Source organism: Micromonospora yongxingensis, from assembly GCF_052601155.1.
In genome coordinates this window covers 364,133-388,611 of the sequence record NZ_JBQXEO010000001.1, presented here as the reverse complement: position 1 = coordinate 388,611, position 24,479 = coordinate 364,133, and the positions used below count along the sequence as shown (strand labels likewise).

Genomic DNA, 24,479 nt, shown 5'->3' with positions numbered 1-24,479 from the left:
GCGATCTTGCCGCTGCGTGACGCGACCCCACCAGCACCTCCATTCCACAAGATCGATCCAACCGTGCCACCACCTGCACCGTCGGCGCGATTATTGCTCAATCCCGACTTCTCTGACCAATCCCGCGCCGGCCCTCCCGAGCCCCTGAGCAGGGGTAGGGACAGCACTACGGGAGAAAGACAGGGCTTCGGGATGGGAGGTGGCAGTGGCGGTGCCTAGCCTTCTGGACATGACCGCCGTTGCCGCCACCAGCGACCAGCAGACGCTGGTACCGAGCATCCCCCGCCAGCTCTTCGTCGACTCCGGGTACGTGCTGCTCGGCCTTCCCCTGGCCGTGGCCAGCTTCGTCGTCCTCGTCGTGGGTCTCGCGGTAGGCGTGGGGCTGGTGGTCACGGTGATCGGCCTGCCCATCCTCAGCGGCACCCTGTACGCCGCCCGAGGGCTGGCCGACATCGAGCGGCTGCGGCTGCCCGCCGTACTCCGGCAGCCCCGGATCCGGCCGCACTACCGGATGGCGGAGGCCGGGGCGAACGCCTGGCGGCGGATCTTCGTGCCGATGCGGGACGCCCAGTCCTGGCTCGATCTGGCACACGGCATCCTGCGACTGATCGTGGCGGTACTCACGTTCGTGGTGGCGATGGTCTGGTGGGCCGCCGCGGTCGCGGGCTCGCTCTACTGGGCGTACGACTGGACGCTGCCGCACGGCCAGGGCGACGGCGACCTCGCCCAACTGCTCGGCCTGGGCGACTCGACCACCGCCCGGATCGGGCTGACCACCGCGGTCGGCGTGTTCTTCCTGATCACCCTGCCGATCGTGGTCCGGGGCTGCGCGCTGCTCCAGGCCAGCTTCGCCCGCGCCATGCTGACCGGGGTCGCCGAGATGCGGGACCGGATCACCGTGCTGGAGGAGCAGAAGAGGGCGGCCGTCTCCGCCGAGGCGTCCGCGCTGCGCCGGCTGGAGCGCGACATCCACGACGGCCCCCAGCAGCGCCTGGTCCGGCTGGCCATGGACCTCAGCCGGGCCCGGCTGCAACTCGCCTCCGACCCGGAGGCGGCGGGGCGGACCATCGACGAGGCGGTCACCCAGACCCGTGACACGCTGGCCGAGCTGCGGGCGCTGTCCCGGGGCATCGCCCCGCCGATCCTGGTCGACCGGGGGCTGCCCAGCGCGCTGGCCGCGCTCGCCGGCCGAGGGCTGATCCCGATCGAGCTACAGGTCGACCCGCAGCTCGGCACGCCCGGCGGGCGACTCGACCCGGCCGTGGAGAACACCGCGTACTTCATGGTGGCCGAGGCGCTGACCAACGTCGCCAAACACAGCCGCGCCACCGAAGCCGTGGTGGCCGTCTCCCGGCACGGCAGCCAGCTCCGGGTGTCGGTGGGCGACGACGGGCACGGCGGCGCGCACCTGGCCAAGGGCCACGGCCTGGTCGGCATCGCCGACCGGGTCCGGGCCGCCGGTGGCGAGCTCGCCGTGGTCAGCCCGGTCGGTGGGCCCACCGAGATCCGCGCGGACCTTCCCCTGTGAGCCGGCAGGCCCGCTGGGCGCCGCACCGAGCCCGCGAGGCAGGCCGGACGTGGTAGACAACACAGCCATGCGCATTGTGATCGCCGACGACGCCGTCCTGCTCCGGGAGGGGCTGGTGCGGCTGCTGACCGAGAGCGGGCACCACGTGGTGGCCGCCGTCGGTGACGGCGACGCGCTGGTGGAGGCGGTCGTCGAGCACCGGCCCGACGTGTCGATCGTCGACGTCCGGATGCCGCCGTCGCACACCGACGAGGGGCTGCGGGCGGCGGTGGAGGCCCGTCGGCTGGTGCCGCGTACGCCGATCCTGGTGCTGTCCCAGTACGTCGAGGTCTCGTACGCCGACGACCTGCTGGCCACCACCGGTGGCGCCGGCGGCGGGATCGGTTACCTGCTGAAGGACCGGGTCGCCGCGATCGACGAGTTCCTCGACGCGCTGCGCCGGGTGGCGGCCGGCGGCACGGTGCTCGACCCGGAGGTGGTGGGCCAGCTCTTCGCCCGGCGCCGCCGGGACGACCCGCTGCGCGAGCTGACCCCGCGCGAGCGCGAGGTCCTCGCCCTGATGGCCGAGGGGCGGTCGAACATCGCCATCGCCCGCGCCCTGGTGGTCAGCGACGGCGCCGTGGAGAAGCACGTGCGCAACATCTTCACGAAGCTCACGCTGCCACCGGACACCGAGCAGCACCGGCGGGTGCTGGCCGTCCTCACCTACCTGCGGAACTGACCTCCCGGGCCAGGGCGACCGCGTCGGTGAGGGTGTCGGCCACCGGGTGACCGGAGGCGCGCAGCCGGGCCGGGTCGGTGAACCCGCCGGTGTAGAGCACCGCACGGCCACCCACCGCGAGCGCGGCGTCCGCGTCGTCGATGGAGTCGCCGATCAGCACCACCGAGTCGCCGTCGACGCCCAGCTCGGCGAGGTGCCGTTGGAGCGACTCGGCCTTTCGGTCGCCGCCCACGGTGGCCCGCAGCCCGTCCACCCGGGTGAAGTGGCCGGTCAGCCCGTAGGTGTGCACGGTGGGCACCAACTCCTCGTGGAACCACATGGAGAGCAGGCTCTGGCTGCCCGTCCAGGCGGCCATCGCGGTCCGCGCGTCGGCGGCCAGCTCGCAGGTCGTCAACCCGCTGCGGTACGCGTCGTGGAAGATCCGGTCCAGCCGGCCGAACTCGTCGTCGTCCACGGCCTGGCCGAGCACCTCGGCGTAGTACTCGGCGATCGGCCGGCGGAACCGCACCCGGTGCTCGTCGAGAGTGACCGTCGGCCCGCCCAGGCTCGCGAACACGACGTTGGTGGCGGCCACCACCAGACTGAGGTCGTTGAGCAGAGTGCCGTTCCAGTCCCACACCAGGTGGGGGTGCGCAGGGGTCATCAGAGCACCATAGGCACCGCCTAGAGCTGCGGCGTGGTCAGGTCCCGCAGCAGCCGGTCCTCCTCGACACGCCAGTAGCCGTGCTCCTTGCCGTCGAGCATCACCACCGGCAGCCGGTCCCCGTACTCCCGCTCCAGCTCGTCGTCGCCGGTCACGTCCCACTCGACCCACTTGTCCCCGGTGACCGCCACCACCCGGTCGAGCGCCGCCTTGGCGTCGTCGCACAGGTGGCACCCGGGCCGGGTGATCAGGGCGAGCCGGGCGTCAGTGGACATCGGTTACCTCCGTGCGGGTGTCGGCGTCGGCCGGCGTCGCCGACCGGAGCTGGGTCTTGCGTACCTTGCCGATCGCCGAGTGCGGCAGGGCGTCGACGAACTCGACCGCGGCCGGGCACTTGAACCGGGCCAGGTTCCGTGCGCAGTGGGCGAGCAGGTCCTCGCCGGTCACCGGTCGCCCCGGCGTCGGCACCACGTACGCCCGCACAGTCTCGCCGGTCCGCGGGTGCGGCACACCCAGTACCGCCGACTCGGCCACCCCGGGATGCCCGGCGAGCACCAGCTCCACCTCGTGCGGATAGACGTTGAAACCGTTGACCAGGATCAGCTCGCCGAGCCGGTCGACCAGGAAGAGGTCACCGTCCTCGTCGGCGTACGCGATGTCGCCGGTGCCCCACCAGCCGTCGCCGTCGGGGCCGTCCCGCCCGTCGGGCCAGTAGCCGGAGAAGAGGTTGGGGCCGCACACCACGATCTGCCCCGGGTCGGTGCCGGGCGCCACGTCGGAGATGTCCAGCTCATCCGGGTCGTCGTCGGGGACGGCCAGGCCGTCGCGCCACAGGTCCGCCCCGTCCGCGCCGACCAGGCGCAGCCGCACACCGGGCAGCGGCCGGCCGATCGAACCGGGCTTGGCCACCCGGGCGACCAGGGTGGAGGTGAGCACCGGCGCGGTCTCGGTGAGGCCGTACCCGACGTGCACCGGGTGACCGCTCGCCCCGGTGAAGCGCGCCGCGACCGCGGGCTCCAGCGGCGCCGCTCCGCAGACCGCCACCCGCACCGACGCCGTCGCCGCGCGGACCCCGTCGGCACCGGCCCAGGCCAGGAACATCGACGGTACGCCGACCAGCACGCTGACCCGGTGCCGGGCGATCTCGTCCAGCCCCGCCGTCGGCCCCAGCTCGTCGAGCAGCACGCCGGTCGCGCCGTGGTTGACGACCGCGCCGAGCCCGGAGTTGAGCCCGTACGCGTGGAACAGGGGCAGGGCCAGCAGCACGGTGTCCTCGGGACCGACCACCGGCGGCTCGATCCGGTCGACCTGTTCGTGATTGGCCAGCAGCGCGCGGTGCGAGAGCATCGCGCCCTTGGGCCGGCCCTCGGTGCCGGAGGTGTAGAGCAGTACTGCCAGGTCGTCACCGCCCCGGTGCGCGAGTGCCGCAGCGGGTGCGTCGGCGGCCGGTCCCGGCGGCGTGTCGTGCACGGCGGTGAGCGCGGGCAGTTCGGCGGCCACCTCGGCGACCAGCTCCCGGACCCGGTCGGTGCCGATCAGCACCGACGCACCGGAGTCGGCCAGCACGTGCCGCAGCTCCGGCGCGGTGAAGCCGGGGTTGACCGGCACCGCGATCAGCCCGGCGCGCAGGGCACCGAGCCAGCCGACCACGAAGTCGGGGCTGTTGGGCAGGGCGAGTGCGACGCGGGGCGGCGTACCGCCGGGGTCGGTGGGTGGCGCGGCAGCGGCCAGGCCGCGGGCGGCGGCGTCGACCGCGGCGTCCAGTTCGGACCAACTGAGAGTCTGGTCGCGCCAGTGCAGCGCGGCCCGGTCACCGTGGTCGAGAGCCGCCCGGTGGACCCGGTCGGCGAGGTTCGGCGCGGGGTTTTCCGCTGCGTCCTGCACGGTGGTCGAGTCTGGCACAGCGGGGGGGCGACAGGCCACGCCCGACGGTCGGGGCAGGGGCCGCACAACGGCGCCTCCCCAGTCCCGTCTGCGGGACCGACCACTGTGCCGCCGACGATCCGATCAGGTCCCACGGATGGGACGGATGACCCCGTCCGCCGGCGGTTTCGGCCGGGCACCCACCGCCCACCCGTCGGGTCGGGTCCGCCGAACGGGCATCGCGCCCCCAACCAGGGGATCCATCCTGGATCACCGAGCCGATCCAAAGTCAATCGCACACGACGGACAACCGGTCCGCCGACGGTGCGACAGACGGGGAAATACTTCCGCCCTGTGTAACGGACTTGCCACGCGCGGGTGACGTTGGCCCTATCATCACTCGGGTCGGCTCACCCCATTTGCCGTGAGTCGACACCCCTCAGCCCGAGGAGGCCCCCGTGCCTGTGAGCGCATTGGACCAGCACCTCAAGGGGAACTGCCGCCCGTCGGCACACCCCGGAACCGTCCTGCCCGACCGGAATCCCGGTCGGTCCGCACCAACGACCCGCAGACCGGCCCGTCCGGCGACCGACGAAACGGGGGCGTCGCGGTGACCACCTTCGGTTACGCGGAACGCCCGGTCGGCCTGACCGGTCCGACGCCACGCGCCCAGGTCAACGAGCGGCCGGCCGCCCGCGCTCCGCTGGACGAACCACACGGCACCGCCGTACGGGGCGACGGCGCGGCCCAGCGGATCCGCAACCGGCCGCACCACAACGAGCCACCACCACGACCGGCGGTGCCCGGTGGGAACGCGAAACCGGCCGGCGGCCGGGTCGCCGTCCCGGCCCGTCCGACCATGCCGGTCCAGGGCCGTCGGGTTGACGACACACCGGCGGCGACCACGGACCCGTCGGCGGGCGAGACGGCGGTGATCCCGGCGGTGCCGTCCACCACGACCCCGACCGGCTTCCCGAGTCGACCGGACCCGTCCGACCCGGCCACCGAGGTCTGGACGCTCGTCGAGCGGGCGCAGGCCGGCGAGTCCGAGGCGTTCGGCCTGATCTACGACCGGTACGTGGACACCGTCTTCCGGTTCGTCTACTTCCGGGTGGGCAACCGCCAACTCGCCGAGGACCTCACCTCCGACACCTTCCTGCGGGCGCTCAAGCGCATCGGCAGCTTCACCTGGCAGGGCCGTGACCTCGGCGCCTGGCTGGTGACCATCGCCCGCAACCTCGTCGCGGACCACTTCAAGTCCGGCCGGTACCGGCTGGAGGTCACCACCGGCGACGTCCTCGACGCCGACCGGGAGGACCGGGGCCCCGAGGGCAGCCCGGAGGCGGCGGTGGTCGAGCACATCACCAACGTCGCGCTGCTCACCGCCGTGAAGCAGCTCAACCCGGAGCAGCAGGAGTGCATCGTGCTCCGGTTCCTCCAGGGCTTCTCGGTCGCCGAGACGGCCCGTGCGATGGGCAAGAACGAGGGCGCCATCAAGGCCCTCCAGTACCGGGCGGTCCGCGCGCTGGCCCGACTCCTGCCCGACGGTTTCCAGCCGTAGTTTCTTTCGGCGGGACCGATGGACGTCGATGGACGTCCGAGCAGTCCAGGTCGGTCCCGCCGGTGACAACGATCACTTTCTGTGATTTCCGCCCCGCCAGGCCCGTAACCCGTGCACGGTCCGCCGCGTTTCTCCGGGTGCGACCGGTGGTTGCCCCGGCAGGCCCGGGTCACCGAGGTCCGACCGGCATGCCGGACGGGGCCTCACCTCCGTGGTGTCACACTGCCGCCCGGTCGCTGGCAACGACGGCGGCCGACCGGCCGTGACCAGCGAGAGGAGGTGCCTGCGGTGGACAACATCCTCTTCTCCCGCCGGCGCGCCGAGCGCTTCGCGCAGCTTCTCGACGAGGCCAACGGCGGCCGGCGGCACCATGTCCGGTCCCGGGTCGACGGCCAGCTCGCGCCGCTCGTCGCAGTGGGTCAACGACTCAGCGTCGATCCCCCGGCTGTCGAGGTGAACCCCGACTTCCGCACCGGCCTGCGGGCGATGCTGCTCGCCACCGCCGAGCGGGAAGGGCTGGGCACCCCGGCGGCCGTCGAACCGGCCGCCACGCGTCCGGCCAGCACCCGTGGCTCGCTCCTGCCGGCGGTCACCGCCCGACGGGCCCGCGCCCGGGGTGCGATCCTGATCGGCGTCGCCGCCGGAGCCATCGCCGTCTCCGGCATCTCCGCCGCCAGCGAGAACGCGGTCCCCGGCGACGCCCTGTACGGCATGAAGCGCTCGACCGAACGCGCCCAGCTCGCCCTGGCCAGCTCGGACATCAGCCGCGGTCAGCTCTTCCTGGACTTCGCCCGGACCAGGCTCGGCGAGGCCGCCAAGCTACGCGGTGACCGGATCGGCTACAGCGCGGTCCTCGACGACATGGACGCCGACACCCGGCAGGGTGTCCGCCTGCTCACCGCCGCGGCGGTACAGCGGGCAGAGCCGACGAGCCTGGACACGCTCAACACCTTCGTCACCGGCCAGCGCCGGGCGGTGGGCAACCTGGTCGACGGGGCAACCCGGGCCGACCGGGAGCGGACCGGGCGGTCGCTGGTGCTGCTGGACAGCATCCGGGAGCGCTCGGACGCGCTGCGCGCGGCGATCGCGTGCGGCCTGCCGGCGCCGACGGGCAGTGACGCCCTCGGCCCCGTCCCGGCCACCTGCCCCGGCGCCCGCTGACCGACCGGCACCCAGCCCGGCCTTTTCCACATACCGCAGGTCAGTCGGCCGTGGCACAGTTCGCTCTGTGCCCGGCCGATCGACCACGCATGCCGGCTACCCTCGCTGAAGGCATCCGGCGAGGGAGGGGAGTCGCGTGGCGCGCAGCCGCAAGGTGACGGTCAGCACCGACGCGCACGGTCACACCGCCGGCTGGGCGGAGACCGACCTGGCGCCGGCGACCGCACCCGTGCCGGACCCGGCCGCCGCGGCCTTCTTCGACGTGGACAACACGATGATGCAGGGCGCGTCGATCTACTGGTTCGCCCGCGGGCTCGCCTCCCGGAACTACTTCACCACCACCGACCTCGCACGGTTCGCCTGGCAGCAGCTCCGGTTCCGGCTGCTCGCACGGGAGCACGCCGGTGACATGTCCCAGGCCAAGGAGGCCGCGTTGGCCTTCGTCGAGGGCTGGCGGGTGGACGACGTGGAGCGCCTCTCGGAGGAGATCTTCGACGAGCTGATGGCTCCCCGGATCTGGGCCGGCACCCACCAGCTCGCCCAGCGTCACCTGGACGCCGGTCAGCGGGTCTGGCTGGTCAGCGCCGCCCCGGTGGAGATCGGCCGGGTGATCGCCGCTCGACTCGGCCTGACCGGTGCGATCGGCACGGTGGCCGAGGTGCTGGACGGGGCGTACACCGGACGGCTGGTGGGTGACCTGATGCACGGGCCCGCGAAGGCCGAGGCGGTCACCCAGCTCGCCGCCGTGGAGGGGCTGGACCTGACCCGGTGCGCGGCCTACAGCGACTCGGCCAACGACCTGCCGTTGCTCTCCGCCGTGGGCCGGGCGGTGGCGGTCAACCCCGACGGCACCCTGCTGCGACAGGCCCGGCAGCACGGCTGGGAGGTGCGGGACTTCCGCACCGGCCGCCGCGCGGTCAAGATCGCCGTACCGTCGACGGCAGCGGCCGGCCTGGTGGCCGGCGCGGTGACGGCCGGCCTGGCGCTGCAACGCCGCCGTCGCCCCGGCTGACCCGCCGGCTCAGGGGCCGAACGGGTCGGGGCGTCGCTCCAGCAGCGTGTGCAGGGTCTGCTGGATGGTCTCCCGCACCTGGTCGGCGAGGTTGAAGACCACCAGCGGGTCGTCCGCCGAGTCGGTGAGGTGCGCGGTGGGGATCGGCGGGCAGAACTGGATCAGCCACTTGCTGGGCAGCGGCACCATGCCCAGCGGCCCGAGCCACGGGAAGGTCGGCGTGACCGGGAAGTACGGCAGCTTGAGCAGCCTCGCGAGCGGCTTGATGTCGGCGAGCATCGGGTAGATCTCCTCGCCGCCGACGATGGCGACCGGCACGATCGGAGTGCCCGTGCGCAGCGCCGCCGAGACGAACCCGCCCCGGCCGAAGCGTTGCAGCTTGTACCGGTCGGAGTAGAGCTTGCCGATGCCCTTGAAGCCCTCGGGGAACACCCCGACCAGGTCGCCGCCGCCGAGCAGCCGCTCGGCGTCGGGGTTGCAGGCCACCGTGCCGCCGGTCTTGCGGGCGATCTCCGACACCACCGGCATCCGGAAGACCAGATCGGCGCCGAGCAGGCGCAGGTAGCGGTGGGCGGGGTGCTTGTCGTGCAACGCCGCCGAGAGGATCAACGCGTCCAGCGCCACGGTGCCCGAGTGGTTGCCGACCACGAGGGCGGGCCCGTCCAGGGGCACGTGCTCCACGCCGCTGACCTCGGTGCGGAACCAGTCCCGGTAGAGCAGCCGCAGCAGCGGGTGGAAGACCGCGTCGGTCAGCTCCGGGTCGAAGCCGAACTCGTCGACCTCGTAGTCGCCGGAGAGTCGCCGACGCAGGAACGCCAGGCCGTTCGCGACCCTGCGGTCCCAGTGGTCCCCCGGCCGGTCCGGCACAGCCGGTGCGGTGCCACCCGGCCCGCTCCCGGCGCGGGACGCGGCGTCGGGCTGGTCGGCGGCCGGCCTGTCGGGCTCGTCGGTGGACGCGGTGTCGACCTCGTCGGCCTGCGGCGGGACCGGCGCGGCCCCGGCCGCCGGTCGGTGTCCGTTGCGCCGCGCCGGCTCCGCGTCCGGTGCGGTCGGCCCCGGTGGTACGTCGAACCGGCCGATACCCGCCGGGTCGCGTCCCTCCCCCGACCCGGTCACGACGCCACCTCGGTTCCCGACTGCGGGGCTCGCAGGACCGGCTCACTCCTCGCGCTCACGACCGCTCCCGCACGGCGGCGCGGACCTGCCGGATGCCGTCCAGGACGAGCTGTTCGGCGGCGGCCAACTGGCCCCGGGTGACCACCACACCGCCGTGGTGGGCGCGGATGAAGTCGTCGAAGGCCGCAGCGGTGGAGCGGGGTGTGAAGCCGTACTCCTGCTCCAGCCGGGTCGTGTCGACCACCCGGCCGTGCACGAACAGGTCGACCTGGTCCAGGCCGTAGCGACCGAAGCCCATGCTGCGGGCCAGCGCGGCGGCACCGGAGAGGCCCGGCTCCAGCACCGGCACGGCCACCCGACCGGCCCGCCGGATCGCCTGGGACAGCGACAGCACCCCCGGGCCGGCGACGTTGTAGGTGCCCGGGTGGTCCTCCACGATCGACCGGTGCAGCACCTCCAACGCGTCGTCGATGTGCAGGAACTGCAACCGGGGATCACGGCCGAAGACGGTGGGCACCAGCGGCTGCGAGAAGTAGCGGGTCAACGTCGTGTCGGCGGTGGAGCCGATGAACGGGGCGAAGCGCAGCACCGTCGCGGTGACGTCGGACCGACGGCGCCGGAAGCCGCGGACGTACCCCTCGACGTCGAGGATGTCGCGGCCGAAGCCGCCGCGTGGCACCTCGCGCGGCTCGGTCTCCTCGGTGAACACCGCCGGGTCCCGGAACGACACCCCGTACGCGGCGGTCGACGAGCGGACCACCAGCTTGCGCAGCCGGGGGGCGCGCTGGCAGGCGGCGAGCAGCTGCATGGTGCCGATGACGTTCTGGTCCTTCATCGCCGAGCGGCCGCCGTGCTGCGGGTCGGGAGCGCTGACCAGCGCGAGGTGCACCACCGCGTCGACGTCCAGATCGGCGAGCAGCCCGCCGAGCGAGCCGGAGTCGACGCGGATCCGTTCGACCCGGTCGAGGAGGTCGGTGAACTCGGCGCCGGGCTCCGGAGCGTCGACCCCGATGACCCGCTCGATACGCGGGTCGGCGGCCAGTCGGGCAGCCACGTGGGCGCCCAGGTAGCGGCCGACCCCGGTGATGACGACAACCCCCGGAGCACCAGAGGTGCTGCCGGGGGTCATCTGAGGCACCTACCCCGGCAGGAGGGATCGAGCCGGGACGACCACGGCCTGATCACCTGAGCCTCCGGGGATCGACAGTTTGGCAAGTGACGCCGGATGCCGGGCCGCTGGCCCGGCGGAGGTCACTTGCCGAGACGGCGACGCTGGACGCGGGTCTTGCGCAGCAGCTTGCGGTGCTTCTTCTTAGCCATGCGCTTGCGGCGCTTCTTGACCACCGAGCCCATACGACAGCCTTTCGATACAACGTGCGGGGCGGACCGGATGACACCACGCAGGTGGCGACGGCGACCGCATGCGGACAACGGACCGGACCAGTCTGGGCGGCGGGGCGCACCGGTGGGGTCTCGGTCGGGCTCCAGGGTAGCCGCAGAGGGTCAGCCGGACCAACGCGGCCCCGCCGGTGCCCTACCGATGCCCGTTACGTCACGCTCGGCGGACGGGGCGGTGGCTCAGGCGGTTTCCTGAAAAGCGCCCCGCAGATATTCGTGCACGGCGTGCTCGGGCACCCGGAATGACCGGCCGACCCGGACAGCGGTGAGCTCACCGCTGTGCACCAGGCGATAGACCGTCATCTTCGACACCCGCATGACCGTCGCCACCTCGGCGACGGTCAGGAACTTGACCTCCGACAGCCGTCCGTCGGACTGCGACCCGGCCATGGCTCACCGACCCATCCCATGCCCGGCGCGTGCCAACCCGACGGATGCTCCGGGCCGGGCCGGCGACGCGCGTGTTACCAGTACGGTAGCGGGGCGGCTGTGACCGGCGCGATCCCTTCGTACAACTGATCATGTTTCGGCCGCTGGTTCACCCGATCCGTGCTCCCGGTATCTCCCCGCCTGCGCCGGCCGTCCGTTTGCGGTCGGGGCTCACTCGGCGCGCAGGGCGACCACCGGGTCGAGCCGGCCGGCGCGCTGCGCGGGGACCACCCCGAAGACGATGCCCACCACCGCCGACACGCCGAAGGCGAGCGCCAGCGACCACCACGTGATCGCCGCCGGAATCGGTGACAGCGCGTCCACCAGCAGCGCGGTTCCCACGCCGAGCGCCATCCCGGTCAGGCCGCCGATCGTGGTGAGCAGCACCGCCTCCAGCAGGAACTGCACCCCGATGTCGCGGGGGCGCGCGCCGACGGCCTTGCGCAGGCCGATCTCCCGGGTCCGCTCCCGGACGCTGACCAGCATGATGTTGGAGACGCCGACCCCGCCGACGAGCAGCGAGATGCCGGCGATGGCGGCCAGCACTCCGGTGAGTACGCCGAGGATGTCACCGAGCACGCCGAGGATCTGCTGCTGGGTGACCGCGCTGAACTCGGTGTCCGGGTGCCGGCGGCTCAACTCGGCGACGATCCGCTCGCCCAGCTCGTCGATCCGTTCCCGGTCCGGCGCCTTCACCGCGATGCCGTCGACCCGCTGGGTGCCCCAGAGCCGCTGCGCTGCGGTCACCGGCACGTGCACCTCGTCGTCCCGGTCGACGCCGAGGCTCTGGCCGAGCGGCGCGAAGACACCGATCACCCGGAACCGCACGCCGGCCAGCGTCACCTGCTGCCCGAGCGGGTCACGGTCGGGGAAGAGCGCGCGGGCCACCGAGTCGCCGAGCACGGCCACCCGCCGGCTGGTGTCCACGTCGGTGCCGGTGAGGTAACGGCCTCGGGCCAGCGACCGGGTGAACACCGCCGGCGTGGTCTCCAGTACGCCCTGCACGGTGGTGAAGTCGGAGCGGGCGCCGGCCCGTGCGGTCGCCCCGGAGGCGACGGTGACCGCCACCCGCTCGGGATCGCCGACCACCCGGGAGACGGCGTCCGCGTCCTTGAGGGTCAGCGGCGAGACCACCGGCGCGTTGCCCACCTCGATCCTGCCGGGGACGACCAGCAGCAGGTTGGAGCCGAGCCCCTCGACCTGCTGCTCCACCTTCTGCTTGGTGCCGGTGCCGATGGCCACGAGCAGCACCACCGAGGCCACCCCGATGATCACCCCGAGCATGGTCAGCGCACTGCGCAACCGGTTGGCCCGTAACGCGTCCAGCGCCACCCGCCACGCCTCGGCGACCCTCACGACCCGCTCCCGCCACCGGTCGCCCTGCCGGCGTGGTCGGTGCCGCTGCCGGTGGCCGGCGGGCGCGGAAGGCGCCCGGTGGCTCCAGCGGCGCCACCGGAGCCACCGGACGGGTGCCCCGGGCCGCTTCCGGACACGGACCGAGGCTCCGCGCTGGGAGCGGCGACCAGTGTCGCAGGTCGACCGTGATCAACGAACGGCGGTAGATCATGGAGGTCCGTAGAGCCGTCGCCGGCGCTGTCCGCCACCACCACGCCGTCGCGCATGGTGATCCGGCGACGGGCCCGAGCGGCCACCTCCTGGTCGTGGGTGACCATCACCAGCGCCACCCCGGACTCGACGTTCAGCTGCTCCAGCAGCTCCAGCACGGCCGCCCCGGTGACGCTGTCGAGGTTGCCGGTGGGTTCGTCGGCCAGCAGCACCGTCGGCTCGGTGACCAGGGCGCGGGCGATGGCCACCCGCTGCTGTTCACCACCGGACATCTGGTTGGGCCGGTGGTCCAGCCGGTGCCCGAGACCCACCCGGCCGAGCATCGCCGCCGCCCGCTCCCGGCGCTGCCGGGCCGGTACGCCCCGGTAGACCAGCGGCAACGCCACGTTCTCCACCGCGGAGGTCCTCGGCAGCAGGTGGAACGCCTGGAAGACGAAGCCGATCGTCTCGTTGCGCAGGGTGGCCATCTCCGGCGGGGAGAGGGCACCCACGTCCCGCCCGCCGATCACCAGCCGGCCGCCGCTGGGCCGGTCGAGCCCGCCCAGCAGATGCATGAGGGTGGACTTGCCCGAGCCGGACGGCCCGACCAGCGCCACGTAGTCACCCGGCTGCACCACCAGCGACACCCCACGCAGCGCCTCGACGGACACGCCGTCCAACTGGTATGTGCGGGACACGTCCACCGCCTCGATGGCGGGGACGCCCTCGCCGTCCAGCGCGGCGGGTCGGGTCACCGCACCTCCTGGCCGTCACGCACCTGGTCGGTGCCACGCACCACGATCCGGTCGCCCGCCTGCACGCCGTCGAGGATCTGCACCAGATCCGACCCCTGCACACCCACGGTCACCGGCGCCCGGTCCGCCTTCCCGTCGCGGACCACCCAGACCGCGTCCCGACCGTCGGCCGAGAACACCGCCGAGGCGGGGACGGTCACCGCGTCGGCGGCCTCGCGTACCCGCAGGTGCACGATCGCGTTCATTCCCGGGCGCGGCACCGGGGCGAGCTCGTTCTCGGCGAGCCTGCCCGCTTCCAGCGTCAGGCGTACCCGGTAGGTCACCCCACCCTGCGCCGAGTTCGTCGGGAGCACGTCGACCGAGCGGACCGTGGCGTCATAGGTGGCGCCGGGCACGGCGTCCAGCTCGACCGTGGCGGTCACGCCGGTCCGGACCAGCAGCACGTCGGTCTCGTCCACCTCGGCGAGCAGCCCCAGCTGACCGGTGTCCACCACGGTGAGCACGGGCGTGCCGGCGGTGACCTGGCCACCGACGACGACCGCGTCGTCCACCCCGGCGGGCGGCCCGCCCTGACCGGGTGCCAGCACCGACGGGTCGATTCCCGCCGCCTGGGCGCCACCGGCCTGCTCCAGCAGCCCGGCCAGGTCACCGGTCGATCCACCGCTGGCGCGGGTGCCGCCCGGCTGCACCACCCCGGCGATCGGGGCCCGCAGGGTCAGCGCGTCGACGGTCGCCTTCGCCAGGTCGTACGCCTGCTGGGCCTGGAGCCGTTGTGCCGCGGACAGCGCGCCGACGGCGGAGTTCAGCCCGCTGATCCCCCGCTGCACCGCGCGGACGGCCTGGTCGGCGCTGCGCGCGGCGGCCGCGTACTGCCGTTGGGCGGAGGTCACCTGCGTCAGCAGCGCGTCACGCACCTGCGGGTCGGCGATCTTCTCGGCGGCCTTCCGGGCGGCGTCGAACGCCTCGTCGGCGGCCTTGTCGGTGCCGCGCCGGCTGCCGGTCAGGTCACCGGTGGAGGCACCCCGACCGGCTCGTTTCGCGGCGGTGAGCGCCTCCCTCGCCTGGCGAAGCCGCTGCTGGGCGGAGGGTGAGTCGACCGTGGCGAGGACCTGCCCGCGCTTCACCCGCTGTCCGGGTTGGACGCGCAGGTCGGACACCGTGCCGTCGGCGGGAGCGGTCAGGGTGGCGGCGGCCCGGGCGGTCACCGTCGCCGGCGCGTCGATCACCTCGGCGACGGGACTGCGCGCGGCCGAGGCGAGCGTGACGGGCGGCTGCTCGTCCCCGCACGAGGCGGCGGTGGTGGCGGTGAGGACGGCGACGGCGGTCAGGGCGACGAGCAGGCGGGGCCGCGTGGCGCTGACGGGACGCGGCGACGTGGGGCGGCGCACCCATCGATCGTACGGCTCACCCGGTAGGCGACCAGGTGCCCTCAGCCGGCGGCGGCGCGGACGTACGCCACGCACTCGTCGTGCAACGTCGACCACCGCTCGCCGAACGCCTCCTCGGCGGCGGCGTCGAGGGCCTTGCGCTCGTGCACCACGGCCTCGAAGAAGGTGAGCAGCCGCTGCGGCCCGTACCGGTCGACGAGGTGCCGGACGGCGAGGTAGCCGACGCCGTAGCTGCCGCCGACCCGCTCGGCGGGCGCGTCGTCGGCGGGCGTGACGCCCTCCAGCCGGCCGTCCCAACCGCCCCGGACCAGCTTCCGCACCTCGGCGAGCCCTTCGTACCGGTCGACCGGCTGCCCGCCGGCGCCCGCGAGCTCGGCCAGCCCTTCCACCAGCCACCAGGTCGTCCTGCCCGGGTAGCCACGCTCGGGCAGCGAGGCGGCGTGGGTCAGCTCGTGCCGGAGCAGGTCGTCGGCGCTGCTGCTGGCGAGCCCTTCGGCGTTGAGCACCACCTCGTGGTGGCCGCCACCGACGGTCACCGCGTAGCCGCCGGTCCACTGTGGTCTGCCGCCGCCGTACCAGCGCTGCCATTCGGCTCGGCCGGCGTAGAAGATCCGGTACCGGTCCGGTGGGGACCCGGCCACCACGTACCCGTCGGCCACCTTCGCCGCCGCCTCGGCCTGTGCGAGCAGGCCGGGCAGCTTGCCGCGCAGCGCCGGGGTGGTGGCCACGATGGTCCGCGGGCCGATCGCCACGGCGAGGTCGCTGATCTCCCACGGGCGGGTGCCGGTCTCCGCCGATCGGGACTCTTCCAGGGCGACCAGCCGTGGCTGGTCGCCGTTCTCCCGCCAGCGGGTGCCGATCAGCACCGGGCTGGGCCGGCAGTCCGGCGTCACGAAGCAGTACTGGAAGCGCACCAGCAGCCGCCACTCCCCCGGCTTGCCGACGACCGGCGCGGGCAGGCCGCTCGGCTCGGCCCGCCAGACGGTCAGCTTCAGCGCGCGCAGCGCGGCGAAGCGCCGACGCAGGTCGGTGTGCGCGGCCGGGTCGGCGACGGCGAGGAAGCCCGCCCGGTCGCCACCGAGGAGTGCCGTGGACTGCCGCTGGAGCTGGGCGGTCATCCGGTCGGCCAGCCCTCGCGCGACGGCGGTGGCCGGGTCGTCGCTCGCCGCGGCGTCGATCCGGCTGACTGTGGGACGGCTGCCGGATTCGCGGACCACGCCGACCACGAGCAGCGCCGGCAGGCCGCAGCCGAGCAGCAGGACGACCACCACGAGCACCGTCCACAGCGGCCAGAGCCGCCGCGGTGCCGGCTGCTGCACCCCGTCAATCACCCGCCGAAGGGTACGACCATTCGGTCGATCGGGCGAGGCCGACCCGGCCGGGTCGAACCGTTGCGGGGACCGGACGACCTGGTCACGGAGCGTTGACCGGCCAGGAGCGGAACGAGACGTCCAGGCCGGCGACCAACTGGTGGTACGAGCGGTCCACCTCGCGGGGCAGGCCGAAGCCGCCGGTGGCCTCCAGCGAGACGAACCCGTGCAGGGCACTGCGCAACGCCCGGGTGGCGTCCACCGCGTCGTCGCCGGTGAGCCCGTATCCGCGCAGCACCGCGTAGATGGCGCCGACCGCCCGCTCGCCCGCCACGACGTGCTCGGGGTCGGCGGGATCGGGCACCCGCTGGGTGGCCGGGTAGCGGCCGGGGTGCCGGCGGGCGTAGTCGCGGTAGGCGTCGGCCATCGCCCGGAGCGCGTCACCGCCGGCCCGGCCGGCGGCGGCGGTGGTCAGCTCGGTGGCCAGCTCGGCGGTGGCCAGCGCGGACAGCTTCTGGATCAGCGCGTCCGCGCCCCGGACGTGCTTGTAGAGGCTGGGTAGCGCGACGCCGAGCCGGCCGGCGAGCGCGGCCAGGGTGAGCTGCTGGAGACCGACCTCGTCGGCCAGCCGGGCGGCCTCGGCCACCACGGCCCGCTGGTTGAGACCGACCCTAGGCACCGGTGCACACCGCCACGAAGCCGAGCAGTTCCTCGGCGGTCCGCTGCGGCCGGTCGGCGTGCGGGTAGTGCCCGGACTCCTCGATCATCCGCGCCTCGGCGGTGCCGAAGAGCCGGCGGGCCGCCCGCGCCTCCGCCGCCGGGTCGGGGAAGTCCGGGTCCTTGGCACCCATCAGCACCAGCACCGGCTGCCGGACCTCCCGGGCCCGGGTGGTCCAGTGCGGGTCGACCGGCTCGGCCACGCCGCGCGTCGCGGCCATCCGGCCGGGCTCGCGCAGGTTGGCCACCATCGACCGGCGGTACGCGGCATCGTCGGCGGGCCGGTGCACCGGGAAGAGCGTCTTGTGGAACATCCCGAACAGTCGGGGGCTGCGGACCACGGCCCCCAGCGCCATCCGCATCAGCGGGTTGAGCTTCGGCTGGCTGACGAAGGCGCCGATCTGCACGATGCCGGAGACCAGGTCGGGCGCCTCGGCCGCGGCGAAGACCACCGCCGCCGCGCTGGAGGAACTGCCGACCAGAACCGCCGGGCCGGCGTCGATGTCGCGGACCACGGCCAGCAGGTCGGCCCCGACCTCCGCCGGGGCGTACGTGGGCCAGCCGACGCTGGACTGTCCGTGGCCCCGGACGTCGACCGAGGCGACCCGGTGACCGGCCGCGACCAGCAGCGGCACGAGGTGCCGGAAGCTCGCCCGGTTCTCCCCCATGCCGTGCGAGAGGACGACCAGTGGGCCCTCCCCGTGCACCTCGTACGCGATGTGTCCGCCGTCCCGTCGCACCTGGCTAGTTGTCATAGCCATAAAGCTAACCCTATTAGCCATCGCCGTCAAGCCGGATACGCGAACGGGCCGGCGGGACCGCAGTGGGTCACCGCCGGCCCGTCGGCCGGTTGGTGCGGGTTACTTCTTGGAGATCAGGGCTCGGCCGAAGAAGACCAGGTTCGCCGGGCGCTCGGCGAGCCGGCGCATCAGGTAGCCGTACCACTCGTCGCCGTAGGGCACGTACGTGCGCACCGTGTAGCCCTCGCCGGCGAGCCGGGCCTGCTCCTCCGGTCGGATGCCGTAGAGCATCTGGAACTCGAAGCGCTCCGGCCCCCGGTCGAACCAGCGGGCCCGGTCCTCGCCGATCGCGATCATCCGAGGGTCGTGGGTGGCCAGCATCGGGTAGCCGTCGCCGGACATCAGGATGTTCATGCAGCGGACGTAGGACTTGTCCACCTCGCGGGTGGACTGGTACGCCACCGACTCCGGCTCCTTGTACGCGCCCTTGCACAGCCGCACCCGCGACCCGGCGTGAGCCAGCTCCCGGCAGTCCGACTCGGTCCGGCGCAGGTACGCCTGGAGCACCGCGCCGGTCGACGGGAAGTCCTTGCGCAGCCTGCCCAGCACCTCCAGCGTCGAGTCGGTGGTGGTGTGGTCCTCCATGTCCAGGGTGACCGTGGTGCCCGCCGCGTCGGCCGCCGCGCAGATCGCCCGCGCGTTGTCGTACGCCAACTGCTCGTCGAACATCTGGCCGAGGGCCGACAGCTTCACACTCACCTCGGCGGCCGGGGTGAGCCCCGCTCCGGCGAGCATCTTCAGCAGCTTCAGGTATTCGTCCCGGGTGGCGATGGCCTGCTCGGGGGTGACGGTGTCCTCACCGAGGTGGTCGAGGGTGACCGCCAGACCGTCGTCGACGAGTTCGCGGGTCGCGCGCAACGCGTCGTCGGTGGCGGCGCCGGCGACGAACCGGCGGACGACGTCCCGGGTGAACGGGGCGGTCGCGACGAGCCGCTCGACCTGGGATGACCGGGAGGCGGCGAGGATGACGGAACGGAGCATGAGCCGAGCGTATCGCCCCTGCTGGGACCCCCGCCGAGGGGCAGCCGGGAGCCGCCGCACCGACACTTTTCCAGGGGCGGGGCGGCGGCGGTGGCGTCCATCGGCTACAACGATGCCGTGGACCAACGCCCCCGCCGCCGGCTCCGGTCGGCCTCCGTGCAGCTCGGCGCGCTCACCGCCCTCGCGCTCGCCCTCTCCGGCTGCAACATGACCTCGGACGACGACGATGACGACGACTGCGCCCTCGGGCCGGCCGGCGGCGGCGACACGGTGGCCCTGGCGATGCGGGTCACCGACCCGGCCGCCGGTCGCGCCGCCCCGGAGCCGACGGCCGCGGCCCTGCCCGAGCGGGGCGGATTCGGCACCCACCTCGCCTCCTGCGGGGGCTGAGGTGCGCCGCGAGACGGTCACACCACGGCCCGACTGGGACGCCACCATCCGCGCCCAGGGGCTGGTCTACGTCGACACCGAGCTGCCCGACGGCGGGATCATGTCGTACTGGGACGAGACCGCCGCGTACGCCTTCGACCTCGACGAGGTGCTGCGGCTGGAGGAGGCCACCGAGGAACTGCACCGGATGTCGGTGGCCGCCGCCGAGCACGTGGTGGCCCACCACCGGTACGCCGAGTTCGGCATTCCGGAGTGGGCGGCCGAGGCGGTGGCCCGGTCGCTGCGGGAGGCCCCGCCCACCCTCTACGGGCGCTTCGACCTCGTCTACGACGGCAGCTGGCCGCCGAAGATGCTGGAGTACAACGCGGACACCCCCACCGCGCTGGTCGAGGCGAGCATCGTCCAGTGGTACTGGCTGGAGCAGACCCGGCCGGAGCTGGACCAGTGGAACAGCCTGCACGAGCGGCTGGTCGGCGCCTGGGCGAAGGTCGGGGCCGGGCTGCACGACCCCCGGGTGCACGTGCTCTGGTCGAGCGAGGAGGAGTCGGGCGAGGACCACATGACCGCCGGCTACCTCGCCGAGACCGCCCGGCAGGCCGGGCTGACCGTCGAGCTGCTGCCCATCCAGGAGATCGGCTGGGACGGCCGCCGGTTCGTCGACGCCGCCGACCGCCCGGTGACGACCTGTTTCAAGCTCTACCCGTGGGAGTGGATGCTGGCCGAGCCGTACGGGCGGCCCGCGCTGGACCCGGGGACTCCGACCACCTGGATCGAGCCGGCCTGGAAGCTGCTGCTGTCGAACAAGGCGCTGCTCGCGGTCCTGTGGGAGCTGTACCCCGGCCACGAGTACCTGCTCCCGGCGTACCTCGACTCGCCGCGCGGGATGTCGCGGTACGTGGCGAAGCCGCTGCTCGGCCGGGAGGGCGGCTCGGTACGCATCGTCACCGGAGAGCAGGAGATCACCAACCCGGGGATCTACGGCGACGAGGGCTGGTGCTACCAGGAATTCCGGGCGTTGCCGCAGTTCGACGGCAATCGGATGGTGCTGGGCAGCTGGATCGTCGACGGCGAGTCGGCCGGGGTGGGGGTGCGGGAGAGCGCCAGCCTGATCACTGACGGCTACGCGCGGTTCCTGCCGCACTACATCGACGCGCCGCGCGCCCCCTGAGTCGTCTACCGTTGGGGGCGTGAACTTCGACGCGTACGCCCGGACCGGCGTTGACCTGGTCAACGCCCGCCTGGACGACCTCGACGACCTGCGGGCCATCTTCCCCGACGACAACGCCTGGATGCGCGACGAGGTCGCGGACCGGGATGTCGCGATCTTCCGGCGGGCGCAGAAGCGGCTGCGTGACGTCTTCGAGTACGGCACCTCGGGGCGGGACGCCCAGGCGGTGACCGAGCTGAACGCCCTGCTGGAGGCGTTCCCGGTCCAGCCGCGCATCTCCGGGCACGACTCCAGCGACTGGCACATGCACGTGACCAGCCGGGGTGCGTCGGTCAGCGCGGAGTACCTGGCCGGCGCCGTCTGGGGGCTGTCGGTCTGGCTCTGCGAGTACGGCAGTGCCCGGTTCGGTGTCTGCGCCGACGAGCGGTGCGGCAACGTCTACCTGGACACGTCGTCGAACTGCTGCCGGCGGTTCTGCTCCGAGCGCTGCGCCACCCGCTCGCACGTGGCGGCGCACCGGGCCCGCAAGCGGGCCGCGGTCGGCGAGCAGGTGACGGTCGCTCCGCAACCGACCGCGGGCGCCGACTCGCTGACCCCGGTCAGCTAGCCCAACCACACCGGTCGACGTCCGGCCCGGTCCGCCGTCCTGCGGGCGAGGGGTCAGGCGTCGACCGGCGACGGCGCGGTCAGGTGCTGGCGGGCGAACTCCAGGGCGGCGCGCAGGTCCGCCTCACGGACCGCGCGGCTCTTGGCGCCCCGGGTGGCCACCTCCACCGCCACCGCGCCGGTGAAGCCCCGCCCGGCGAGCGACGAGAGCAGCTCGGCACAGGGCTGGGTGCCCCGCCCGGGCACCAGGTGCTCGTCGCGGCCCTCGCCGGTGCCGTCGCCCAGGTGCACGTGGGCCAGCCCGGCGCCCATCCGGTCGGCCATCTCCAGCGGGTCGCTGTGCGAGGCGGCGCAGTGCGACAGATCCAGGGTGTACGACGGGTAGCCGGTGTCGGTCGGGTCCCATCCGGGCACGTACGGGACGAACTGCCGGCCCGCCATCCGCACCGGGTACATGTTCTCGACCGCGAAGCGCAGCCCGGGGAACCGGTCCGCGACCGTCGCGAGCCCTTCGGTGAAGTTGCGCGCGTAGTCACGCTGCCAGGTGAACGGGGGGTGCACCACCACGGTCGGCGCCCCCAGTGTCTCGGCCAGCTCGGCGGCCTTGCGCAGCCTCGCCCACGGGTCCGGGCTCCAGACCCGCTGGGTGACCAGCAGGCAGGGCGCGTGCACCGAGAGCACCGGCACGCCGTAGTGGGCGGAGAGGCCGCGCAGCGCGCCGGAGTCCTGGCTGACCACGTCGGTCCAGACCATCACCTCGACGCCGTCGTAGCCGAGCGCCGCGGCCAGTTGGAACGCCGCCGCGGTCGGCTCGGGAAAGACCGACGAGCTGGACAGGAGCACCGGAACGCGGGAAGTCACATCAGCCAGGGTAGCCCGGTGGACGAAGGGCCAACGTGACGAGCGCTGGCAAACCACCCGTAACCGCCCGTGGCGATCACATCGGTTCGAGTTGATCGAGCCGGCGGAGGATGACCCCCTCCCGCAGCGCCCACGGGCAGATGTCCAGCGAGTCCAGATCGAGGCGGCGCATCACCGCTTCGGCGACCACCGCGCCCGCCAGCAACTGGTGGGCACGGCCCGCGCTGACCCCCTCCAGCTCCATCAACTGCGCCGGTGGGATGTGCCGGATGAAGCCGATGACCTGCCGCAACCCCGCGCGGGTCAAACTGCGCCGCACCCAGAGCCCGGCCCCCGAGGGCGCCGCCCCGGCCAGTCGGGCCAGGGTGCGGAACGTCTTCGACGTGCCCACCGCCCGGTCCCAACCCACCTCGGTCATCTGGTCGACCACCTTGTCCAGCCGGCCGTCCACGTACTCCCGCAGCTTCTCGACGGCCTCCGCGGACGGAGGCGCCGCGCTGTCCGGGTCGACCCGTAGCCGCTCCCGCGTCAGCCGGCCGGCACCGAGCGGCTGGGAGACGGCGACGTCCGGGTCCTCGTCGATCCCGGCGGCGATCTCCAGCGAACCGCCGCCGATGTCCAGCACCAGCAGGCGCCCCGCCGACCAGCCGAACCAGCGCCGCACGGCAAGGAACGTCATCCGTGCCTCGTCGGCTCCGGACAGGACCGCCAGGCGTACGCCGGTCTCCTCGCGGACCCGGGCCAGCACCTCGGCCGCGTTGGTGGCGTCGCGGACCGCGGAGGTGGCGAACGCGATCAGGTCGTCAGCCTCCAGCCCGGCGGCCGCCGCCTTGGCCATGCCGACCGCCTTGACCAGGCCGTCCGCGCCCGCGTCGGTCAGCGCGCCATCCGGGCCGATCTGCTCGGCGAGCCGGAGCACCACCTTCTCGGAGTGCGCCGGCCACGGGTGCGCGCCGTGGTGTGCGTCCACCACCAGCAGGTGCACGGTGTTGGATCCGACGTCGAGGACACCCAGTCGCATGGTGAAGACACTAGGTGCAAGATGATTGCGCGGCTCGCCGGCCCGTGGAGGTCACCGGGCGTACGCTGGGCCGGGTGACGATGGAGCTCCGCGTGCTGGTGGACGACCCGGGCGACCCGCGCAGCCGCGAGGTGCCGCTGGACTTTCCCCGGGAGTGGATCGAGTTCGCCGACCCGGCTGACGAGACCCACCTGATCCGGGCCGACCTGACCTGGCTGCTCTCCCGCTGGACCTGCATCTTCGGCCGAGGTTGCCACGGCATCATCGCCGGCCGGTCCGCGGACGGCTGCTGCTCGCACGGAGCGTTCTTCACCGACTCCGACGACGAGAAGCGGGTCCGCAACGCCGTCAAGCGGCTCACCCCGTCGACCTGGCAGCACTTCCGGCGCGGGTTCAGGAACTGGACCGACGAGGACACCATCGACGGCAAGAACCCGGCCCGCCGGACCGCCACCCAGAACGCCGACGGGCCGTGCGTGTTCCTCAACGACGCCGACTTCGCCGGCGGGGGTGGCTGCGCGCTGCACGCCCAGGCGCTGCGCGACGGGGTGCACCCGCTGGAGTACAAGCCGGACGTCTGCTGGCAGCTGCCGATCCGGCGGGACCAGGACTGGGTCAAGCGACCGGACAACACCAAGGTCCTGGTCTCGACGCTGTCGGAGTTCGACCGGCGGGGCTGGGGCGCCGGCGGGCACGACCTGGACTGGTGGTGCACCTCCTCGACGGACGCGCACGTCGGCGCCGAGCCGATGTACCTGTCGTACGGGCCCGAGCTGACGGCGTTGATCGGCGCGCCCGCCTACGAGCGGCTGGCCGAGCTGTGCGCGACGCGCACGAAGCAGGGCATGGTCGCCCCACACCCCGCCGACCAGGTCTAAACGTCATCTGATCTTGGTAGCAATCTTGCTACCATTCTGAGATGGCCATGACACTCCGCCTTGACGACGAACGCGAACGGCGACTCCGGCTCGTCGCGGACGAGGAAGCGCGGTCGATGCACGCCGTCGTCGTCACGGCGATCGACGACTACCTGGCACGACGGAACGCCAAGGAGTTCGGTGATCTCGCCGAAGAGATCATTGAACGGCACGCCACCCTGCTCGCTCGTCTGGCGGAGTGATGCCGGACGTCCGTTACCCGACGCTCGCCGACGTGGCCAGCATCGCCCGTAAGCTCGGCGTGGGGGTCAGGGACGCCGGCCTCGTGGAGTCGGCCGTGGCCCGACCGCAGACGAGCGTGTTCGGGGAAGACGCCTACCCCGACGTCTGGACCAAGGCGGCGGCGCTGCTGCACTCACTGGTCAACAACCACCCGTTCGTGGACGGCAACAAGCGGATCGGCTGGATCGTGGCGATCGCCTTCCTGCTCCAGAACCGTGCCATCACCGTGGACCAGCTTGACGAGACCGACCAGGACGTGGCGTACGACCTGGTCATCAGCGTGTCGGAGAGCCGCCTGACCGAGGTCGCCGAGATCGCCGCAGCGTTGCGCAAGTTGTTCTGACC

At 73.2% G+C, this 24,479-nt stretch carries 27 protein-coding genes; 11 read left to right on the top strand and 16 right to left on the bottom strand.

Annotated elements, in window-relative coordinates; genetic code table 11:
* Positions 1-229 precede the first annotated feature (229 nt).
* The gene (locus ACTWLT_RS01870; protein ID WP_445316875.1) at positions 230-1,528 is read left to right on the top strand and encodes a sensor histidine kinase; all 1,299 of its coding nucleotides are present in this window, start codon (positions 230-232) and stop codon (positions 1,526-1,528) included.
* A 67-nt stretch (positions 1,529-1,595) separates the two neighbouring features.
* Positions 1,596-2,249, top strand: coding sequence for a response regulator transcription factor (locus ACTWLT_RS01865; RefSeq protein WP_252419405.1), 654 nt, complete (start codon positions 1,596-1,598; stop codon positions 2,247-2,249).
* Here ACTWLT_RS01865 and ACTWLT_RS01860 read toward each other — a convergent pair.
* From ACTWLT_RS01860 to ACTWLT_RS01850, 3 genes are read right to left on the bottom strand one after another with little or no spacing between them, the layout of a single operon-like run.
* Positions 2,230-2,892, bottom strand: a complete 663-nt coding sequence (locus tag ACTWLT_RS01860; protein WP_445316874.1) for an HAD family hydrolase — start codon at positions 2,890-2,892, stop codon at positions 2,230-2,232. The two genes, ACTWLT_RS01865 and ACTWLT_RS01860, sit on opposite strands and share 20 nt — an antisense overlap.
* A gap of 20 nt (positions 2,893-2,912) precedes the next feature.
* The gene (locus ACTWLT_RS01855) at positions 2,913-3,167 is read right to left on the bottom strand and encodes a glutaredoxin family protein (protein ID WP_252419407.1); all 255 of its coding nucleotides are present in this window, start codon (positions 3,165-3,167) and stop codon (positions 2,913-2,915) included.
* Entirely contained in the window at positions 3,157-4,776 is a 1,620-nt protein-coding gene (locus tag ACTWLT_RS01850; RefSeq protein WP_445316873.1) for an AMP-binding protein, read from the bottom strand. Before ACTWLT_RS01850 ends, ACTWLT_RS01855 begins: the two co-directional genes overlap by 11 nt.
* A 589-nt stretch (positions 4,777-5,365) precedes the next feature.
* Here ACTWLT_RS01850 and ACTWLT_RS01845 point away from each other — a divergent pair.
* From ACTWLT_RS01845 to ACTWLT_RS01835, 3 genes are all read left to right on the top strand, one after another.
* Positions 5,366-6,316, top strand: coding sequence for an ECF subfamily RNA polymerase sigma factor, BldN family (locus ACTWLT_RS01845; protein ID WP_252419409.1), 951 nt, complete (start codon positions 5,366-5,368; stop codon positions 6,314-6,316).
* Between the two features lie 279 nt (positions 6,317-6,595).
* Positions 6,596-7,477, top strand: coding sequence for a DUF5667 domain-containing protein (locus ACTWLT_RS01840; RefSeq protein ID WP_445316872.1), 882 nt, complete (start codon positions 6,596-6,598; stop codon positions 7,475-7,477).
* 136 nt (positions 7,478-7,613) lie between these two features.
* Positions 7,614-8,489, top strand: coding sequence for an HAD family hydrolase (locus tag ACTWLT_RS01835; RefSeq protein WP_445316871.1), 876 nt, complete (start codon positions 7,614-7,616; stop codon positions 8,487-8,489).
* A 9-nt stretch (positions 8,490-8,498) separates the two neighbouring features.
* On the opposite strand, the gene ACTWLT_RS01830 is transcribed toward ACTWLT_RS01835, so the two are convergent.
* From ACTWLT_RS01830 to ACTWLT_RS01780, 11 genes are all read right to left on the bottom strand, one after another.
* Positions 8,499-9,356 carry a lysophospholipid acyltransferase family protein gene (locus ACTWLT_RS01830; protein ID WP_445317041.1) on the bottom strand — a complete coding sequence of 286 codons (858 nt, stop codon included), beginning with the start codon at positions 9,354-9,356 and terminating at the stop codon, positions 8,499-8,501.
* 304 nt (positions 9,357-9,660) lie between these two features.
* On the bottom strand, positions 9,661-10,734 hold the full coding sequence (locus ACTWLT_RS01825; RefSeq protein ID WP_445316870.1) for an NAD-dependent epimerase/dehydratase family protein: 1,074 nt from the start codon (positions 10,732-10,734) through the stop codon (positions 9,661-9,663).
* A gap of 122 nt (positions 10,735-10,856) precedes the next feature.
* Entirely contained in the window at positions 10,857-10,958 is a 102-nt protein-coding gene (locus ACTWLT_RS01820) for a 30S ribosomal protein bS22 (RefSeq protein WP_007465623.1), read from the bottom strand.
* 225 nt (positions 10,959-11,183) lie between these two features.
* Positions 11,184-11,393: a helix-turn-helix domain-containing protein gene (locus tag ACTWLT_RS01815; RefSeq protein WP_007465625.1), complete on the bottom strand. Its 210-nt coding sequence runs from the start codon at positions 11,391-11,393 to the stop codon at positions 11,184-11,186.
* Between the two features lie 210 nt (positions 11,394-11,603).
* The gene (locus tag ACTWLT_RS01810; protein ID WP_252419413.1) at positions 11,604-12,788 is read right to left on the bottom strand and encodes an ABC transporter permease; all 1,185 of its coding nucleotides are present in this window, start codon (positions 12,786-12,788) and stop codon (positions 11,604-11,606) included.
* Entirely contained in the window at positions 12,785-13,732 is a 948-nt protein-coding gene (locus ACTWLT_RS01805) for an ABC transporter ATP-binding protein (RefSeq protein WP_445316869.1), read from the bottom strand. The genes ACTWLT_RS01810 and ACTWLT_RS01805 overlap by 4 nt, the downstream gene beginning before the upstream one ends.
* Positions 13,729-15,120 (bottom strand): efflux RND transporter periplasmic adaptor subunit, encoded by a 1,392-nt coding sequence (locus ACTWLT_RS01800; RefSeq protein WP_445316868.1) that lies wholly within the window; start codon positions 15,118-15,120, stop codon positions 13,729-13,731. Before ACTWLT_RS01800 ends, ACTWLT_RS01805 begins: the two co-directional genes overlap by 4 nt.
* Positions 15,121-15,161: 41 nt before the next feature.
* On the bottom strand, positions 15,162-16,451 hold the full coding sequence (locus ACTWLT_RS01795; RefSeq protein WP_445316867.1) for a hypothetical protein: 1,290 nt from the start codon (positions 16,449-16,451) through the stop codon (positions 15,162-15,164).
* A gap of 82 nt (positions 16,452-16,533) precedes the next feature.
* A complete protein-coding gene (locus ACTWLT_RS01790) occupies positions 16,534-17,109 on the bottom strand; it encodes a TetR/AcrR family transcriptional regulator (protein WP_445316866.1) in 576 nt (191 codons plus the stop codon).
* On the bottom strand, positions 17,102-17,908 hold the full coding sequence (locus ACTWLT_RS01785; protein WP_445316865.1) for an alpha/beta fold hydrolase: 807 nt from the start codon (positions 17,906-17,908) through the stop codon (positions 17,102-17,104). Before ACTWLT_RS01785 ends, ACTWLT_RS01790 begins: the two co-directional genes overlap by 8 nt.
* A 99-nt stretch (positions 17,909-18,007) precedes the next feature.
* On the bottom strand, positions 18,008-18,928 hold the full coding sequence (locus ACTWLT_RS01780; RefSeq protein WP_252419419.1) for a proline dehydrogenase family protein: 921 nt from the start codon (positions 18,926-18,928) through the stop codon (positions 18,008-18,010).
* Positions 18,929-19,045: 117 nt separating this feature from the next.
* Between ACTWLT_RS01780 and ACTWLT_RS01775 the strand changes: the two genes are divergently transcribed.
* From ACTWLT_RS01775 to ACTWLT_RS01765, 3 genes are read left to right on the top strand one after another with little or no spacing between them, the layout of a single operon-like run.
* Positions 19,046-19,318 carry a hypothetical protein gene (locus ACTWLT_RS01775; RefSeq protein WP_252419420.1) on the top strand — a complete coding sequence of 91 codons (273 nt, stop codon included), beginning with the start codon at positions 19,046-19,048 and terminating at the stop codon, positions 19,316-19,318.
* 1 nt (position 19,319) lies between these two features.
* Positions 19,320-20,486, top strand: coding sequence for a glutathionylspermidine synthase family protein (locus tag ACTWLT_RS01770; protein WP_445316864.1), 1,167 nt, complete (start codon positions 19,320-19,322; stop codon positions 20,484-20,486).
* 19 nt (positions 20,487-20,505) lie between these two features.
* Positions 20,506-21,093, top strand: coding sequence for a CGNR zinc finger domain-containing protein (locus tag ACTWLT_RS01765; RefSeq protein ID WP_252419422.1), 588 nt, complete (start codon positions 20,506-20,508; stop codon positions 21,091-21,093).
* A 53-nt stretch (positions 21,094-21,146) separates the two neighbouring features.
* Here ACTWLT_RS01765 and ACTWLT_RS01760 read toward each other — a convergent pair whose 3' ends face one another.
* A complete protein-coding gene (locus ACTWLT_RS01760) occupies positions 21,147-21,953 on the bottom strand; it encodes a sugar phosphate isomerase/epimerase family protein (RefSeq protein ID WP_252419423.1) in 807 nt (268 codons plus the stop codon).
* A gap of 76 nt (positions 21,954-22,029) precedes the next feature.
* On the bottom strand, positions 22,030-22,974 hold the full coding sequence (locus tag ACTWLT_RS01755; protein ID WP_252419424.1) for a Ppx/GppA phosphatase family protein: 945 nt from the start codon (positions 22,972-22,974) through the stop codon (positions 22,030-22,032).
* Between the two features lie 80 nt (positions 22,975-23,054).
* On the opposite strand from ACTWLT_RS01755, the gene ACTWLT_RS01750 reads away from it, so the two are divergent.
* Genes ACTWLT_RS01750 through ACTWLT_RS01740 form a run of 3 tightly spaced genes read left to right on the top strand, consistent with a single transcriptional unit; the run spans position 23,055 to position 24,477 of the window.
* Positions 23,055-23,852 carry a DUF3109 family protein gene (locus ACTWLT_RS01750; RefSeq protein WP_445317040.1) on the top strand — a complete coding sequence of 266 codons (798 nt, stop codon included), beginning with the start codon at positions 23,055-23,057 and terminating at the stop codon, positions 23,850-23,852.
* Between the two features lie 41 nt (positions 23,853-23,893).
* Entirely contained in the window at positions 23,894-24,094 is a 201-nt protein-coding gene (locus tag ACTWLT_RS01745; protein ID WP_445316863.1) for a hypothetical protein, read from the top strand.
* Positions 24,094-24,477, top strand: a complete 384-nt coding sequence (locus tag ACTWLT_RS01740; protein WP_445316862.1) for a type II toxin-antitoxin system death-on-curing family toxin — start codon at positions 24,094-24,096, stop codon at positions 24,475-24,477. The genes ACTWLT_RS01745 and ACTWLT_RS01740 overlap by 1 nt, the downstream gene beginning before the upstream one ends.
* Positions 24,478-24,479 lie beyond the last annotated feature (2 nt).